The 17151-nt window shown below is 57.2% G+C and carries 15 protein-coding genes; 8 read left to right on the top strand and 7 right to left on the bottom strand.

The features are described from left to right. Positions 1–264 precede the first annotated feature (264 nt). Positions 265–1440 (bottom strand): MFS transporter, encoded by a 1176-nt coding sequence (locus FD37_RS00005; RefSeq protein WP_056962576.1) that lies wholly within the window; start codon positions 1438–1440, stop codon positions 265–267. 195 nt (positions 1441–1635) lie between these two features. Between FD37_RS00005 and lysS the strand changes: the two genes are divergently transcribed. From lysS to FD37_RS00025, 4 genes are all read left to right on the top strand, one after another. After that, positions 1636–3147 (top strand): lysine--tRNA ligase, encoded by a 1512-nt coding sequence (gene lysS, locus FD37_RS00010; protein WP_045807275.1) that lies wholly within the window; start codon positions 1636–1638, stop codon positions 3145–3147. Positions 3148–3168: 21 nt separating this feature from the next. Beyond that, positions 3169–4680, top strand: coding sequence for a UDP-N-acetylmuramoyl-L-alanyl-D-glutamate--2,6-diaminopimelate ligase (locus tag FD37_RS00015; RefSeq protein WP_056962578.1), 1512 nt, complete (start codon positions 3169–3171; stop codon positions 4678–4680). 505 nt (positions 4681–5185) lie between these two features. After that, positions 5186–6628, top strand: coding sequence for an amino acid ABC transporter substrate-binding protein/permease (locus FD37_RS00020; protein WP_056962581.1), 1443 nt, complete (start codon positions 5186–5188; stop codon positions 6626–6628). Continuing rightward, positions 6625–7362: an amino acid ABC transporter ATP-binding protein gene (locus FD37_RS00025; RefSeq protein WP_056962584.1), complete on the top strand. Its 738-nt coding sequence runs from the start codon at positions 6625–6627 to the stop codon at positions 7360–7362. Before FD37_RS00020 ends, FD37_RS00025 begins: the two co-directional genes overlap by 4 nt. 202 nt (positions 7363–7564) lie before the next feature. On the opposite strand, the gene aguA is transcribed toward FD37_RS00025, so the two are convergent. Both aguA and FD37_RS00035 read right to left on the bottom strand, forming a co-directional pair. Further along, positions 7565–8659: an agmatine deiminase gene (aguA, locus tag FD37_RS00030; protein ID WP_056962586.1), complete on the bottom strand. Its 1095-nt coding sequence runs from the start codon at positions 8657–8659 to the stop codon at positions 7565–7567. Positions 8660–8891: 232 nt separating this feature from the next. After that, positions 8892–9848, bottom strand: a complete 957-nt coding sequence (locus FD37_RS00035) for a hypothetical protein (protein WP_056962588.1) — start codon at positions 9846–9848, stop codon at positions 8892–8894. Positions 9849–10041: 193 nt separating this feature from the next. On the opposite strand from FD37_RS00035, the gene FD37_RS00040 reads away from it, so the two are divergent. Then, on the top strand, positions 10042–11211 hold the full coding sequence (locus tag FD37_RS00040) for an acetyl-CoA C-acyltransferase (RefSeq protein WP_056962590.1): 1170 nt from the start codon (positions 10042–10044) through the stop codon (positions 11209–11211). A 76-nt stretch (positions 11212–11287) separates the two neighbouring features. Beyond that, positions 11288–11479: a hypothetical protein gene (locus tag FD37_RS00045; RefSeq protein ID WP_056962592.1), complete on the top strand. Its 192-nt coding sequence runs from the start codon at positions 11288–11290 to the stop codon at positions 11477–11479. A 258-nt stretch (positions 11480–11737) separates the two neighbouring features. Here FD37_RS00045 and FD37_RS00050 read toward each other — a convergent pair whose 3' ends face one another. Both FD37_RS00050 and FD37_RS00055 read right to left on the bottom strand, forming a co-directional pair. After that, entirely contained in the window at positions 11738–12292 is a 555-nt protein-coding gene (locus FD37_RS00050; protein WP_056962594.1) for a DUF1097 domain-containing protein, read from the bottom strand. 181 nt (positions 12293–12473) lie between these two features. Beyond that, positions 12474–13037, bottom strand: a complete 564-nt coding sequence (locus FD37_RS00055) for a DUF1097 domain-containing protein (protein ID WP_045807284.1) — start codon at positions 13035–13037, stop codon at positions 12474–12476. A 254-nt stretch (positions 13038–13291) separates the two neighbouring features. Here FD37_RS00055 and FD37_RS00060 point away from each other — a divergent pair, with 254 nt between their 5' ends. Both FD37_RS00060 and FD37_RS00065 read left to right on the top strand, forming a co-directional pair. Continuing rightward, positions 13292–14920, top strand: coding sequence for a helix-turn-helix domain-containing protein (locus FD37_RS00060; RefSeq protein ID WP_056962596.1), 1629 nt, complete (start codon positions 13292–13294; stop codon positions 14918–14920). 72 nt (positions 14921–14992) lie between these two features. Further along, a complete protein-coding gene (locus tag FD37_RS00065) occupies positions 14993–15667 on the top strand; it encodes a response regulator (protein ID WP_056962598.1) in 675 nt (224 codons plus the stop codon). Between the two features lie 228 nt (positions 15668–15895). Here FD37_RS00065 and FD37_RS00070 read toward each other — a convergent pair whose 3' ends face one another. After that, positions 15896–16798: a helix-turn-helix domain-containing protein gene (locus tag FD37_RS00070; RefSeq protein ID WP_056962600.1), complete on the bottom strand. Its 903-nt coding sequence runs from the start codon at positions 16796–16798 to the stop codon at positions 15896–15898. A gap of 16 nt (positions 16799–16814) precedes the next feature. Then, a complete protein-coding gene (locus FD37_RS00075; RefSeq protein ID WP_056962602.1) occupies positions 16815–17150 on the bottom strand; it encodes a metal-sulfur cluster assembly factor in 336 nt (111 codons plus the stop codon). Between the last annotated feature and the right edge of the window lies 1 nt (position 17151).

The following is a 17151-nucleotide window of genomic DNA, read 5'->3' on the forward strand; positions in this document are numbered from 1 at the left end:
CGTCATCGCTTAGCGACAACTTAATTAATATACCATTTTGTTATCATCACTGTCAATCACTAATTTCAATTGTTTAAATTGGTCTAGTGGGTCACACGTGATGACAACGTATATAACTATACCAACCCACCAGCCGGGCGTCAACTAAGGATTTGAAAAACGTGGAATTAATTTTCAAAGGCGAACGCATCAGGTGAAAGCAACAAATGACAGTCGGTTTCCCCGGATAATTATGGTTAAACCAAAGAAAAAGGTTCGCTCAAATTAAGAACGAACCCGCATCAATGACCCAATTCCTATCAGGACTGCCAAAACCACCAGGCCATCAATCAACGCACAGACGGTGAATAGACCGTCAAAGCCAGCGGCCTGGCCAACCACCCAGCCCCCAAATACGGGACCCAGGGCTTTCCCCAAAGACGAGAACGCATTGACCAACCCCTGATACAGTCCTTCGTGACCCACCGTGTACGCATTGATCAGTGCCGGCACCCCCGGAACGTAGACCGCCTCGCCAACCGTCAGGAACGTCATCGCGATAAACAACGTTGCCAATTGATGGGCGCCACTTAATAGGAGGAACGAGCCGCCGATAGCGACCAGTCCCAGCAGAATCTGCCACGGAAGGCCCCGAACACGACTGAACCGGGCCATCACCGTTTGCACGACAATCAAGAGCAGACCGTTGTACACCCATAGGTCGCTATAGACCTTGATGCTCAGTCCCACTTCTTGGATATAGACCGACACGTTACTCATCCACTGGGCGTAGGTCCCCCACATCAGTACCAAACTGATCAACAGAATGCCGAGTGTCAGACCACTCAGCCGTTGCTTGGGCCGGCTGTCGACCGGTGTCGCGGTCGCTTCCACCGCTGGCCGCCGTTGGTCGATAAACCGTTGAATGAACCGGGTCCACACCAGCAGCGCTAGCAGGTAGCACCCCACCAGTAGGCCAAAGATTGGTCGCAGACTCCGGTGAAACAGAATACCGATGCTTGCCGTTCCCACGACCAGTCCTAGATTAATGAAGATATACAACAGGTTAAACAAGCGACCGTTGGTGTGGCTCAACTGCGCCGTCAGTGCCGTAATCAGCGTCAGCATGATACCAGTCAGCAGGCCAAAGACAATCAGCACGACCGGGTACCCCAGCAGGTCGTTCCACCAGATGCCGACGATTGCGTCCACGGTCAGGGCCAGCAACGTGAGCTGCCCCACCCGTTTCAGCGAGTACCGGTCCCCCAGCACCCCACCTAGGTAGCCGCCCAGGACGTTACACCCCGAGTAGGCGGCCAGGATCCAGCCGCTGGTCACCAGGTTCAGGTGGAGGTCATTATGTAAGTAGATCGTGGTCAGCGGCCACATCACACTGTAGGCCGTGTTGACCAGAAAGCCCAACAGTAAGAGGGGCCACATGTTGCGAATCGTTTTGCGCATAGCGTTGCATCACTTCCCTTTCGTCGTGCCATCATCGTATCATAATAGAAGAAACACTTTCCAGTTGATTGGAAAATCACCGAAGTCTAGCGGCCATTTGCGGGCGCGGGGGTTGCCAATTCCATCAAAATCGACTAAATTTAAAGCAGGTCTGGATTCAGTTTCAGAAAGCAACTCATAGTAGGAGGACATAAAATGGGTAACAACCAAAAGAAGACTACCGCACAACCCGATTTGAACGATCAAATGCAGGTGCGTCGCGATAAGATGAACCATCTTCGTGAGGAAGGCATCGCACCTTTCGGTCACCGGTTTGACCGCACCGACAATGCCAAGTCCGTCAACGAGAAGTTTGACAAGTACACGAAGGAAGAGTTAATGGAAGATAAGCACTTCGTCACGCTCGCGGGCCGGTTGACCGGTAAACGGGGCAGTGGGAAGGCCGGCTTTATCGACTTACTCGACCGAACGGGCGTTATCCAAGGTTACGCGCGTCAAGACGAACTGGGTGAAGAAAGCTATGACCTGTTCAAGTCCCTGGACTTAGGGGACTTCATCGGCGTGAAGGCTTACGTGATCAAGACGAACACGGGCGCCCTCACCCTGCGGATCACCGAACTGACCTTCCTGTCCAAGGCCCTGCGGCCACTGCCTGACAAGTGGCACGGCCTGACCGACAAGGAAACCATCTACCGGAAGCGGTACTTGGACCTGATTTCGAACCGGGACAGCTTCGACCGCTTCATCAAGGTCGCGGCCGTTAAGAAGGCCATCCGGGAATACCTGGACAACCACGGTTACCTGGAAGTCGACACCCCCGTGCTGCAAACGGCCGCCGGTGGTGCCGAAGCTCGGCCATTCGTGACCAAGTCCAACGCCTTTGATATTCCGATGTACCTGCGGATCGCCACTGAACTGTACCTCAAGCGGCTGATCGTTGGAGGCTACGAGAAGGTCTACGAACTGGGCAAGGACTTCCGGAACGAAGGAACCGACTTACAACACAACCCTGAATTTAACATGGTCGAAGTCTATACCGCCTACACCGACTACACCGACGTCATGGACCTGATCGAAGACATGATCCGGTTCACCGCCAACAAGGTCAACGGGACGGGGAAACTCACCTACAAGAAGCACGACATCGACCTGGACCAACCGTTCAAGCGGCTCCACATGGTCGACGCCGTCAAGGAATACACCGGTATCGACTTCTGGCAAGAAATGTCCGTCGACGAAGCGCGTAAGCTGGCCGACGACAACGGCATTCACTACGAAAGTTACTGGAAGGTCGGCCACATCATCAACGCCTTCTTCGAAGAAAAGGTTCAGGGCCGCTTAACGGACCCAACCTTCATCTACGGTCACCCGGTCGAAATCTCACCGCTGGCCAAGAAGAACGCCAAGGATCCGCGGTTTACCGACCGGTTCGAACTCTACATCGTTGGGAAGGAATACGGCAACGCTTTCACCGAATTGAACGACCCCGTCGACCAACGGCAACGGTTTGAAGCCCAAGACGCCGAACGGAGCGCCGGGAACGAAGAAGCCCACGGAATCGACGAAGATTACCTGGAAGCCATGGAATATGGTATGCCGCCTACTGGTGGTCTGGGAATCGGGATCGACCGGTTGACTATGCTGCTGACCGGCGCCGTTTCTATTCGTGACGTGATGCTCTTCCCTACGATGCGACCACTCGACTAGACTCGAAAAGGGGTAATCGTCATGCAAGCAAACCAACTGATTGCGCTGCTCCAAGAACACGATCTGTACCGGGGGACCACGACGGCCCTCGCCGCCAACACGGACTTTACCGCGTTGGGCTACGACTCCCGCAAGATGACGGCCCACGGCTTATTCGTTTGTAAAGGCAAGGCCTTCTCGCCGGACTACCTGAAGCAGGCCATCGACCTGGGGGCCACCGCCTATCTCGCCGAACAGGACTACCACGTCGCCGTTCCCGGGATCTTAGTCAGTGACGTCCGCAAGGCGCTGTCGCTGACCGCCCAGTTGTTTTTCGGCTTTCCGCAAAACGACCTGTTCCTGATCGGCTACACCGGGACCAAGGGGAAGACCACGTCGACGTACTTCACGCACAACATCCTCAACCAGGCCTTTCCGGGTCAGGTGGCGATGTTCTCGACGATCAACCACGTCATCGGGACCCAGCCGCAGGACACCTTCAAGGCCCACCTGACCACCGCCGAATCCTTCGACCTGTTCCACGAAATGCGGCAGGCCGTCGATAACGGGATGAAGGTGCTGGTGATGGAAGTCGCCTCGCAAGCCTACCTGGTCCACCGGGTCTACGGCCTGCACTTCGACGTTGGTATCTTCCTGAACATCTCGCCCGACCACATCGGGGTAAACGAGCACCCGACCTTCGCCAACTACCTGTTGTGCAAGCAACAGCTGATGTTGAACGCCGACCGGTGCATCATTAATGCCGACATGGACCACTTTGACGCCGTCTACTCGGCCGCCAAGGTCTCCACGGATCCGGACAAGATCTTCACCTACGGGGTCGATAACCCGCAGGCCAGCCTGTCACTGCACACCCAGGACGCCACGTTGACCGACAGCACCTTTACGGTCACGGCTAACCAGCCCGCTCTGAAGTCGCTGGCGGCCACCTACCACGTGTCGGTCCCCGGCGACTTCAACCAGGGGAACGCAACGGCGGCCATCCTGGCCAGCTTCTTGGCGGGGGCCCACACGGCCGACATGCAGGATGGCTTGGCCCACACCCGGGTCCCCGGGCGGATGGAGTCGCTGGCGACCCAGCACCACGGAACGGTCTACATCGACTACGCCCACGACTGGGGCAGCATGAACGCCCTGTTGCACTTCCTACACACGCAGTTCCCCGACCACCGGATCACCGCCGTGCTTGGCAGTACCGGTGACAAGGGTGAGGACCGCCGTGAAGGGTTTGCCAAGGCACTCAACGCTTACGCCGACCAGGCCGTGCTGACCACCGATGACCCCGGTCACGAAGATCCCCGGGCCATCGCCCAGGAGATCGACGACCGCATCGATCACGACAAGGTCACCACGACCTATATCGCCAAGCGGGAAGACGCCATTCACCACGCCATTGCCCACGCCACCAACGATGACCTCATCGTGCTGGCCGGTAAGGGCGAGGACGCCTACCAGAAGGTCAACGGGGTCAACACCCCCTACCCTTCCGATCCCGTCGTGGCTAAACACGTGATTGCCACGCTCGAAGCTTAATCATTAATTGATAGAAAGACGCTGACTCGCCTAGACGGGTTGGCGTCTTTTTTTGCAGATGAGAGTGGGACAAAAGGCGATTAGCTGGCGAGCATTAACGTCGTCAGTCAGATAATCCCGAACTTGGATTATTTGACTGACGGAGTTAAGCGGAACCAGCTGCCTTTTGGCGCACGTTTTGACACCCGATCATCAAAACCGAGCCCGAGACTTTTATCCCAGACTCGTCTTTTTTCGTGTGGCCAAAACTTAAACCGGCCCAGCTGAGTGGAAGCAATCGACAACCTCCACACCATTTTTTAAATGTCAGAAAACATCTCATACAAATTCGACGCTTCATGGTCATGCCCATTAACAGCTTAACCATTGACGTAAGAAAGGAAAACTTCTAAAGAAATTGACCCGTTTTGCCAGTTTTTTCTCGAATTCGGGGATCACATCTTGGCAATGGTTGTTTTTGATGTTATATTTTATGACATGAAGAACGACTTAGGAGGTCATTACCATGAAAAAGTGGCAGGTTTTGGTCATCACGTTACTGGTGACCCTGGGGAGCTGGCTGGGGCTGGCGACCACCGCGCACGCGGACGCGGACTATACGATTGCGACCGATACGACGTTTCCCCCGTTTGAATTTCAGGTCAAGGGGGGCCAATACAAGGGTATCGACATCGACCTCCTGCGGGCCATCGCTAAGAAGGAGCACTTCACCTACCAGCTCAAGGCGCTGAGCTTTAACGCCGCGGTCCAACAGCTGAGTGCCAACCAGGTCGACGGGGTCATCGCCGGGATGAACATCACCCCCGCGCGGGAGGCCACCTTCGACTTCTCGAAGCCCTACTACACGTCCGGCGTGGTCCTGGCCGTGGCGCAGGGCAGCCACGTCAAGAACTTCCGCGACCTGAAAGGCCAAACGGTGGCCCTCAAGACGGGGACCGCCGGGGCGGCTTACGGAAAATCGATTCAGGGCAAGTACGGGTTTAAGATTAAATACTTCAACGACTCGAACACCATGTACAACGACGTCAAAGTCGGCAACTCGGTGGCCTGCTTCGAAGACTACCCGGTCATGTCCTACGGCATCAAGAACGGGATTCCCCTGAAGATCATCTCCAAGCAGCACAACGCCGGGGATTACGGGTTCGCCGTCAAGAAGGGCAAGAACGCCGCGTTGCTGCGGAAGTTCAACGCCGGGCTCGCCGCCATCAAGGCCGACGGGACCTACCAGAAAATCATCAACAAGTACCTTCACGCCAAGGAATCGTCGATCACCGGTGAAACCGCCAGCAGCCGGACCTTCTGGGGGCTCTTCACCCAAAACTTCGGCACCATCAGCAGTGGGCTGTGGATGACCCTGGAGCTGACCGTGGTAGCCATCATCCTCGCCACCCTCTTGGGCCTGTTGCTGGGGGTACTGGGCGTGATGCCCGGTAAGGTCGGCCCGGCCATCTCCAGCACCATCATCTACATCTTCCGGGGCATGCCCCTGATGGTCCTGGCCTTCTTCATTTATATCGGGATTCCTAACCTGATTGGCCACGGCTTCAAGATCCCCGCGTTCGTCGCCGGGCTGATCACCCTGATGCTAAACGAAGGCGCCTATACCGGGGCCTTCGTCAAGGGTGGTTTCCAGGCGGTCGATGCCGGCCAAATGGAAGCGGCCCGGTCGCTGGGACTGCCGTACTGGCCAGCGATGCGCAAAGTCATCATGCCCCAGGGGATTCGGATCATGATTCCGTCCTTTATCAACCAATTCATCATCACCCTGAAGGATACCTCGATTCTCTCGGTCATCGGGATTGTCGAACTGACCCAGACCGGGACGCTGATCATCGCCCGGAACTTCGAAGGCTTCAAGATTTGGCTGATGATCGCCATGATTTACCTGATCATCATCACGCTGTTGACCTGGCTGTCTAACTGGGTCCAAAGGAGGATTAACGCATGATCACAAAAGTAAGCGTTCAAGATTTACACAAGAGTTACGGGTCCAACGAGGTGCTCAAGGGCCTCAACCTGGAGGTCACGGATAACGAGGTCCTCTGTATGATCGGACCCTCGGGTTCCGGGAAGAGTACCTTTCTGCGGTGCCTCAACCACCTCGAGGTCCCCAACAGCGGCAAAATCGTGATTAACGGCCACGACCTCTCGGACCCCCAGACCGACATCAACCTGGTCCGGGAGAATATCGGCATGGTCTTTCAACACTTCAACCTGTTCCCCAACCTGACGGTGGCCCAAAATATCACCCTGGCACCGGTGCAGCTTAAGAAGCAGACCCCGGCCGCGGCGCTGCAGACCGCCCGTGACCTGCTCGATCAGGTCGGCCTGGCTGATAAGGCGGACGCCATGCCCCAGTCGCTCTCCGGGGGCCAGCAGCAACGGGTCGCCATCGCGCGGGCCCTGGCGATGCATCCCCAGATCATGCTGTTCGACGAGCCCACCTCGGCGCTGGACCCGGAAATGGTCGGCGACGTGCTGGACGTGATGAAGCAGCTGGCCGCCGACGGCATGACCATGATCGTGGTGACCCACGAAATGGGTTTCGCCAAGGAGGTTGCCGACCAGGTGGTCTTCATGGCCGATGGCTTGATCCAGGAAAGCGGCGCGCCGCAGGACCTCTTTACCCATCCTAAGAGTCCCCGCTTACAGGACTTTTTGGATAAAGTGATCAACGTTTAGCACTGCTAGAAAATGCTCAAAATAGAAAATCCCCTCAGGTTAGCCGTCAAAGCCAACCTGAGGGGATTTTCTATCGCGATTGAATGCCTCGAATCACCATTTCGTCGTCGCCAGGCCACCGCGTGACAGCCGCTACCACGCCTCCCGCCAAGAAAAAAGGTCAGGCCCAAAACCTGACCTTTCTATCATTACCAAGATAACCCTAGCCACGCGGGATTTGTTGGGTGATACAGTGGATGTTCCCACCACCTAGTAAGACCTCTCGTGCCGGAACCCTAACGACTTTGCGGTCAGGATAGAGGGCTTGCAACGTTGCTTGCGCCCGTTCATCGGCCGGGTCATTGAATAACGGGAAAACGATGCCCCCGTTAGCCGTGTAGTAATTGACGTAACTGGCAGCCAACCGTTCACCCGCGGTCCGCGGCAAGGTTCCGTCCACGGCGTCCACGCCCTCACTTTCTTCCTGGGTAATCGTAATCGGCTTTGGCAGGTCCAGCTTGTCGACCTTAATTTTGCGTCCTTTAGCATCCGTGGCATTTTCCAGAATGTCCAAATTTTCCCGCGAGATTGCGTACTGGGGATCGTTCTGGTCGTTGGTCCAGGCCAGGACAACTTCCCCCGGCTTGACGAAGTTGGCAATGTTGTCAACGTGTCCGTTAGTCTCGTCGTTGTAGATTCCCTTCTTCAACCAGATGATCCGCTCGAGATTCAAGGACTCCTTCAAGACCGCTTCAATCTGTTCCTTGGACAATTGTGGATTCCGCCCCTTAGACAGCAGGCATTCCTCGGTCGTTATCAGCGTGCCTTCACCGTCAACGTGGATTGCCCCACCCTCGAGAACAAAGTCATTCAGACGATAACGATCCACGCGTTCCAGCTCCGTCATCTTCTGGGCAACCCGATCGTCTCGGTCCCAGGGGAAGTACAGACCATCAACCAGGCCTCCCCAGGCATTGAAGGTCCAGTCGACGCCGCGGAGATTCCCTTGGTCATTAACGACAAAGGTGGCCCCGCAGTCCCGAATCCAAGAATCGTTACTAGACAGTTCAACGACCGCCACGTCGTCCGGTAACATGGTCCGAGCATTGGCGTACTGATCATCATTGACCCCCACCGTTACGTGCTCAAAGTGAGAGATGGCCCTGGCAACATTCACAAAGGTCTTTTGAGCTGGTTTTCCACCGTTCCGCCAATTGTCGGGACGATACGGCCAAAGCATGTAGACCCCTTGATGCGGTTCAAATTCACCGGGCATCCGGTAGCCATCTTGTTTGGGGGTACTCTCTAAAGTTTTCATGACAAATACTCCTTCGTTCAGTTAGTTTAGTCGCGCCGATTTTCCTAGTTTATGTGACCTATCATAACGGATGTTCGTCCTGTTGGAAAGTGGTTATGACTGTCCTCCCCATCTGGGTCCTTTGTCGCTTGTGTCAACTCATCTAAGCTGATTGTTCTTCTATTTGGTGGCACAATAAAAAAGCCCGGAACCTGTGACAGATTCCAAGCTTTCCGGTGTTTCTTCATCATGTTTACCGCCGGCGTTTCCGGCGAAAGGCCGGCCGACTGCCGCGGTGCTTGGCCGTGGCGAGTTGCTGGTCGGTCGCGAACAACTGCTGACCCAACGTGGGGTTGTCGTGCAGGTACTGCTGGGTGAACTGGTCCACGGCCGCGTGGTCCTGCGTATCGACCCCGGCCCGCTGCATGGCACTCGTCAGCTGCTGGAAGAACGTCTCCATTTTCGGGTCGTACATAGTGACCAGCGCCGTATGGTGGGTCCGGACCCAGTCGACCAACTCATGGGCGTACGGCAGGTCCTGCGTGTGCTGCAGGTACGTGAACAGCGTCGTCAGGGCGAACGGCAACAGCTGGTACAGGCTGGTCTGCCGCTGGTCCTCATCCAATAAGTGGGTAAACGGCCCAAACATCACGGACGCTAAGGCCTTGGCGTCCCACTGTGCCGGTTGCAGGTGCCGCCCGGTCAGCAACAACTCCGCCGTCACGTGGACGATCAACCCGAAGTTGTGCTGATCAGCGGCCGTTAGGTTCTGAACCTGCGGCTGTTGCCCCATCTCCTGGACCCAGCCCTCGACCGTCGCCACCACGTCCTCGTAGTCGCGCTGTTCTTGATTGACCTGTTGGTTGTCGTGCTTGGCGACCAGCTGTGGGCGGGCCGCCGTCAGCTCGGCGTCCAGAGCGGCCAGGTTAGCTGGTTGTTGGGCCGCTAAGTAGGCGCTCAGGACCGGGACCACCGCCACGTAGTAGTTGTGCGGCTGGTCGACCATCATGGGTAACGCCGTCAGGGTCGCCTTTAACCCGGTCACGGTCCACTCGCGGTCGTCACTCGCCACCTGTTGGTAGGTATCGACGAAGTCCGTCACGATGGCCGCGGCGTACTTCTGTTGGTTCTTCGACAGCTTTCCCTGGCGAGCCGGCGTCAAGAATTGCGCTGGGGTCCAAGGTGTCAGTGTCTTCTCAGTTTGTGTCATCCTAAATTTCCCCTTATCACGAATTAATACCTTTATTATAAGCGACTTGGGGAATTTTGAAAAATCGCCACCGGTCGGCTCGTTAAATTATTCTCAAAATTGGCCATTTTCCCGGCATTATCCAAGACAAAGCCGGCGAAGTCGGTTATATTAGAGGTTCGAGAACCTATCGGAAAAGGAGAATCCTATTATCATGGTCGATGAAGTCGTTATTATGAGCGCCGTTCGAACCCCCATCGGCAAGTTCGGCCGGAGCTTCCAAGCCGTTTCAGCGGTCACCCTGGGTACCATCGCGGCCCAAGCCGCCATTCAGCGCAGTGGCCTGACCCCGGAACAGATTCAGCAAACCATCTTCGGCACCGTCGTTCAGGCGGGGCTGGGACAAAACGTCGCGCGCCAGGTCGAGCTTCACGCGGGGATTCCCGCGACCAGCACTGCCATGACCGTCAACCAGGTCTGTGGGTCCAGTCTCAAGGCCATTCGGTTGGGTCAGGCGGCCATCCTCATGGGTGACGCGGACGCGGTCCTGGTCGGTGGGACCGAAAGCATGAGCCAGGCGCCCTACCTCAGCGCCCAGACCCGCTGGGGCCATAAGCTGGGGGACGTTTCCCTGACGGATAGCCTGAGTCACGACGGGCTGACCGACGCCTTCCACCACTACCCCATGGGCATCACCGCGGAAAACGTCGCGGCCCGCTACCACGTCAGGCGTGCCGACCAGGACGCCTTCGCCCTGGCCTCCCAACACAAGGCGGCGCAGGCCCAGGCGGCCAACCGCTTCGCCGACGAGATTGTTCCCGTGACGGTCGGCGACACGGTCGTGGCCCACGACGAATCGGTCCGGTCGACCACCTCGCTGGCCAAGCTGGCCGCCCTGCCGCTGGCCTTTCAGGAAAATGGCACGGTCACGGCCGGCAACGCCGCCCCGCTGAATGACGGTGCGGCGGCCATGGTCCTGATGCGCAAGTCGGCGGCCGAGGCCGCCCACCTGCCCTACCTGGCCACCCTGACCGGCTTCCGTGAAGTCGGCATCGACCCGGCGTTGATGGGATACGCCCCCAAGCTGGCCATCGAGCAACTCCTCGACCAGCAACACCTGACCGTTGCGGACCTCGATCGCATCGAACTCAACGAAGCGTTCGCGGCCCAATCCGTCGCCGTGGCCCGCGATTTGGCACTGCCGGCTGACCGCTTGAACGTCAACGGGGGCGCCATCGCGCTGGGCCATCCGCTGGGCGCTTCGGGCACCCGCATCGTGGTGACGCTCCTGTACGAGCTCCTGCACGCCGACAAGCAACGGGGACTGGCCGCCATGTGCATCGGCGGCGGTATGGGCATGGCCCTGACCCTCGAACGGCCTTAACGAGTGGTCGCCATTTGAAAGGCGTCCCCGGCCATCTGGTATAATAACGATAATCACCCGGAAGGAAGTTTATGTGATGAGCTCTGCGGATTTCGACGTTAAAATTAAATTGATTATCCTGGTCAGCATCGGCATCCTGGTCTTGCTGGGCATCCTCCTTGGCCTCTTGCACCGCGACCGGCACTTCTCCAAGTACCTGGTCGGCCCGCTGGGGGTCATCGTGGTCCTAGTCGCCATCCTGGGATCGTTGCTCACCATCCACCAGTAAACAAAATCAGCGTCAACGCCCCCTATCCCAGGGAGGACGTTGACGCTGATTTTTTTGGTTATTTCGTTAAACAGCGGAAAGGGTCGATTGCTTCCGCTCAGCTGGGCCGGGACGACCGTGGTGAAATTAATGTTAGCTGCCGTTTTTAGCCGGCTTACGTCAAGGCCGAGCTCTGGAGCTTCGCGATTGGCGAAGCTTCGGAGTCGTGCCCACTGCGGTCATCTTGCTCGCCGGCGTGAAGCGCTGCTACCCGCCTATTTAGAGGGACTCCTCATCCACGTCCTTACGCGGCAAGGCCTGTTCCGCCGACTTTCGCTTAGGGAACCAGCGTTGCCAGTACGCTCCGCCGAGGTTGGCGGCGCCGGCAATGAAGAACGGTCCGAACAGCATCGAGATGAACAGCTGCACCAGAAAGGTCCCCCAGTGGGTCACCGTCACGTTGCTGATGATCAGCATGGTGGTCCCCCAGGAGATCAGCCAGCCCGGTACCAGCGTAAAGGGCATGATCGTCCCCTGCAGGAAGATGGCCAGAGATGTCATTAGGCCAAACATGATGGCGGACGGCCAGAGCTGAGCGATGAACGCGTTTTGCAGCAGCGCAAAGGACAGGAGCGCCCAGACGATGCCCATGACAAAGCTCACCACGATGTTGCCCAGCTGCTTGGTCGGGCAGCCCAGGCCGAAGTAGAACGACGCCATGATGAAGGCCGCCGAGCCCATCCATAGCGAGAAAGCGCCCATGATGACGCTGTAGACCAGGGTGGAGAGTCCCACCCCGATGACGGAGATCCAGAGGTCACGACTAATTTTCATGGTTGTTGACTCCTTTGTAAATCGTTTTACGTAACGTACTCGTCCTTAGTGACGAGCCAATCATCCTATCTTGCCACACCCGCTCACAAATTTCAACAGCGCTTTCACGAGCCCGGCCGATTCACCGCGCCCAGCAAAAAACGAGCCCAGGACCCTGCGTCCCAGACCCGTCATAGCCCCCCTAGCCCTCGTCGTTCGAAACGGGTTCGGCGTCGTCGTCAATTTCCACCGGATCCTTAGGTTTCTTATCCGGGAAGATCTTGTAGACGACCTTGGTGAAGTAGTTGGAGCCGTAAGCGATAAAGAAGATTCCCATCAGCATCGACACGAAGAGCTCCACGATGAACAGTGGCCACTTGGTAATGGTGATGTTCGAAATGATGACCATGGTACTCCCCCAGGCGATCAGCCAGGCCGGGACCATGGTGAATTTCATGATGGTTCCCTGTAAAAAGATGGCCAAGAACGTCATGAACCCAAACATGATTGCCGATGGCCAAAGTTGCGCGATGGTGGCATTTTGCAGGAGCTGGAAGGAGATCATCGCCCAAATGATCCCCATCACGAAGCTGCCGACAATGTTCCAGACCTTGTCATTGGGACAGCCCACCCCGAAGAAGTACGATGCCGTGATGAACGCCGCGGCACCCATCCACAACTGGAAAGACGTCATGATCAAACTGTAAAACAACGTAAACAACCCAACGCCAATTGAAGAACACCATAATTCCTTACTAATTTTCATGACTTTGTCACTCCTTTGAAGGTCAGCGCGTAACGCGTTCCCACCAAAGGCAGCCACTAACTTATTACGTTCATTGTACCCGCTTTTCAGCGGTTTGCCATCATCGCTTGGGGATAAAAGCACGGGTCCTTTTATCCATGCGGGATAAACAAAATTCGGGTTTTGCCACAAATTAAGCGTTTTCCCTAATGCTTATTTATCCCGAAGCGTGTAAACTGGGCTTATCCCTTAAACCTACCGGAGGTGAAGATTCCATGGCATTAACCGTCAAGGCCTTACGCGATATTCCTTCCCTGGCGAGCACCCAGGTCTTAGCGGGGGCCGCCGGGCTGGCGAACCCCATCGAAAATATCGTGTTGGCCACGTCCCAGATGAGTCTTCAGCGGCTCCCGGTTCACGAAGTCCTGACGATTTCCCTGACGAACCTGTACCAGCTGATGACCACGTCGTTCGACCACCTCATTGAAAAGCTGGTCCAAAAACGTTGCAGCGCCCTGTTGGTCCACCGCGACCAGTTCACCGCGGTCCTGCCCGACCCTTTGCTGGCGGCCTGTGATCAGCAGGCCCTGCCCCTGATCGACCTGCCCGCCGCCGCGGATGAACGCGACATCTTCGTCGACATCACCCAGGCCCTCTACGTGGAAAAGAAGCGGCAATTAGACTACTACAACCAGATCAACCGGCACTTCGCCAGCCTGACCCAGAGTAACTCGCGACAATCACTGATCGACACTCTGGCCGGGCTGATTCACAATCCCGTCTTCCTCTGTCAGTTAACGGAACACCAGATTCGGACCACCTTACATAGTGCCACGGCCCCGGTCAGCACGCTTGATCTCGACTGGGCTCAGCGCACCTCGTTGAGCCTGCCGGGCGTCAACGGTCAGGGGTATTCCTGGTCGCCCACCGATGAACGCGGCGCGGCGGTGATTGCCTTGCCGGTCTTCGAGCCAGCCACCTCGACCCTGTACCTGGCCATTCAGGCCCAGAATCAAGCGCTCCAGGAAAGTGACTTTCCCACTATTGAAAGCGCTATCAATTTCCTGCAGCTGATCATTTCCCAGCAGGCCGCGTCCCACCAGAACCGTCAGGCCTACACCAACGACCTGATCGACGACCTCCTGAATGGCCAGCTGACCACCCCGGACCGCTACCACAACACGCTGCGTCAGCTGAAGTTGGACTCGGACTCCGCGTACCGGGTTTTGCTCATTCAAGCACAATCAAACGGCCACGCGCTCGCCGATTACTTCAGCGAACGGCCGACCATTTCCCGCCAGCTGATTCACCTCCTAAAGTCCCACTGGCCGGACCTGCGTTACCGGATTCGGTCCGACCACCTGACCTTCATCTTCCGGGACCAGGCACCGGCCCAGGCCGACCTCAAGGAGGCCTTGGCCCAACTGCCCGTCGAAGCCGAAACGATTTACTACCACGCCGGCGTCGGGACCGCCCAGCTGCCGAATCGGCTCAAGCAATCCGCCAGCGAGGCGCTCAAGACCATTCAGCTAATGGAACGGCTGGTCCCGCACGCCGCCCTGCGAACCTTTACCGGGCTCGGGTTCTACCGGTGCCTGCCCACCCCCGACCATCCCCGGGACCTCCAGAGTCTGGTCCCCGAAAACCTGTGGTCGTTAAACCAGCGTCACCCCGAGCTCTACCAGACGCTAGTGGCCTACATCCAGCACAACCTGAGCGTCAAGCAGGGGGCCGCCGCCCTCTTCATCCACCCGAAGACCATGAGTTACCGGCTCCGCAAGCTCCGGGAGCTGCTCCAGACGGACTTCACGGATGCCGAAGAGCTCTTCACCTTTAACGTGGGCATCCACGTCCTCCGGCTGCTCGATCAGCCGGCCCCCGTCATCCCCCTCGATTCACTCTAAACTTCTGCAGAACCAGGTGGTGCTCAGAACGCCCCGTTCAGTCCATTCATCCCTCTAAAAGGAGTCCTTCTCATGAAAAACATTCTGGTTGCCGATCACTTAGAACTCATCTGTACCGGCCTGACCTACCTCATCAATCACCAGCAAAAATCCCTGTTCCGGGTGGTCGCTACCACCCATAACGGAACCGACACCTTCATGGCCGTGGAACAGCACGACATCGACGTCGTCATCATGGAACTTGACATGCCCGGCGAGACCGGCCTGTTGACGCTCCAGCGCCTTCACGACTTTTTCCCCGCCGTTCCCGTGATCGTCCTGTCGACCCACGAAGACCACCAGTGCATCGCCCAGTGCTTCCGCAACGGGGCCGCGGCCTACGTGCTAAAGCAGTCGGCTAACACCGAGATTCTCACGGCCCTGCAGCACACCCTGGCCAACGAGACCTACCTTGACGAAAACATCTCCATTTGTCCGGAAAAACTCCGCGAACTTTACAACGAATGTACCTGTGGCTGTACGCGAATGGGACAGTCCCGTACGCGGTATCAAGAACTGACCCACCGCGAACAGGAGGTCCTCCCGCTGGTCACCCTGGGCTACGCCAACCGCGAGATCGCGCAGCGGCTGTGCATCTCCACCAAGACGGTCGAGGCCCATAAGGCCAGCATCATGCGCAAGCTCTCCCTCAACCACCACGTCGACCTGGTCCACTACGCCGTCCATCACCATCTGGTGAATATCTAAGGTTGGCTAGTAGCGGCTGTCGATTGCGTGCCGTGACGCCCGTGGGCCCGCAACCACTTACATATCCAGCGTCAAAGGGCCCTCACCGGAATCGAATGCGATTCTAGTGAGGGTCCTTTTTGATTGATCAAGCTTTACAGATACCGCTACTAACGTGGCCAGTTCACCCACCACGACCGGCTTGCTCGCCGGCGGGTAGCGCCCTATCGCCTATCAGCCATGTAGGCCTCAGTGCGCCTCACTCTTGGTGGCCAGCTTATCGCGTACCTGATTCCGCAAGGCGGCGATCTTCAGCACCACCACCTCATTGTGGTTGATCCGGGCGAAGGCCAGGGCCTCCTCCAACAGGTTTTCCACCGCCTCGTACGGCCGGTGTTCCGCCAGCGCGTTTTGCGCCGCCAGAAACTTCAACCGCGGCAGGTAGTAGGTCACGTGGTGGTCCGAGCACAGCACCAGTCCGGTCTTGATCAGCCGGTTACTGATGCGGTAGTTCTGCTGACTGGCGTAGAACTCCGCCGTGAAGTAGATCAGCATCAGGATACGCAGATTGTAGTTGGCGTCCGGGTGGTCGACCTTGGCGTAGTCCAGGTTCTCGACGTAGTGCCGCACCCGCTGGAAGTAGAAGGTCGCCGCCTCCAGCTCCTGCCGGCGGGCGTACAGGATTCCGGAGCCCACAAACGCCAGCTGGGTCATCACCGTCTGGTGTTTCTCGTCCAGGTCGTCCAAGATGCGGGCGAAGTCGAACAGCACGTGGTCCGGTTCCCGGTTCACCAGCGTGTTCACGATGCCGCGCAGGTAATAGAACTGCATCTTCAGCTCCAGCGCGTCCACCTCCTGCACGTCGATGTGCGACAAGCCCTGTAGGACCCGCCGGTAATCCTCCGTCATCAGCTGATTCTCGACCAGGTCCAGCGCGCTGGCCAGCTCGGCCGAGCGGTTCTTCTGGCTCTGGTAGAGGTTATCGACCGTGATGCCCAACCGCGCGCACAGCTGATTCAGAATGGCCAACGACGGGACCCGGTTATTATTTTCAAATTTACTGAGGGTCGCCTGCGTGCAGATTCCCGCACACAACTTGACCTGGGATAACTTTAATTCCTTGCGTCGCGCGATAAAGACATCAATGTCCACAATTTCACCTCATTTTTTAGTCGTGTAAACCCAACGCTACCTTGGCGTAGCGGCTCATGCGGTCAATGTCCCAGGCCGGTTCCCAGACCAGGTCGATGTCGCACTGGTGCACGCCGTCCACGCCCAACACCGTCTCGCGAATCGTGTCGGCCAACAGGTTGCCGATGGGGCAGCCCATCGTGGTCAGGGTCATCGATAGGGTACAGACCCCCTCATCCGAGACGTCGATGCCGTAGATTAGGCCCAGGTTCACGATGTCGATCTGCAATTCCGGGTCGATCACCGTGCCCAACTGCTCGATCACCTGGTCCTCCAGGGCGTTCTTGGTTGCAATTCCTACCTGTGATGCCATC

Origin of the sequence: Levilactobacillus spicheri DSM 15429 (assembly GCF_001435095.1) — a bacterium.
Classification (GTDB): domain Bacteria; phylum Bacillota; class Bacilli; order Lactobacillales; family Lactobacillaceae; genus Levilactobacillus; species Levilactobacillus spicheri.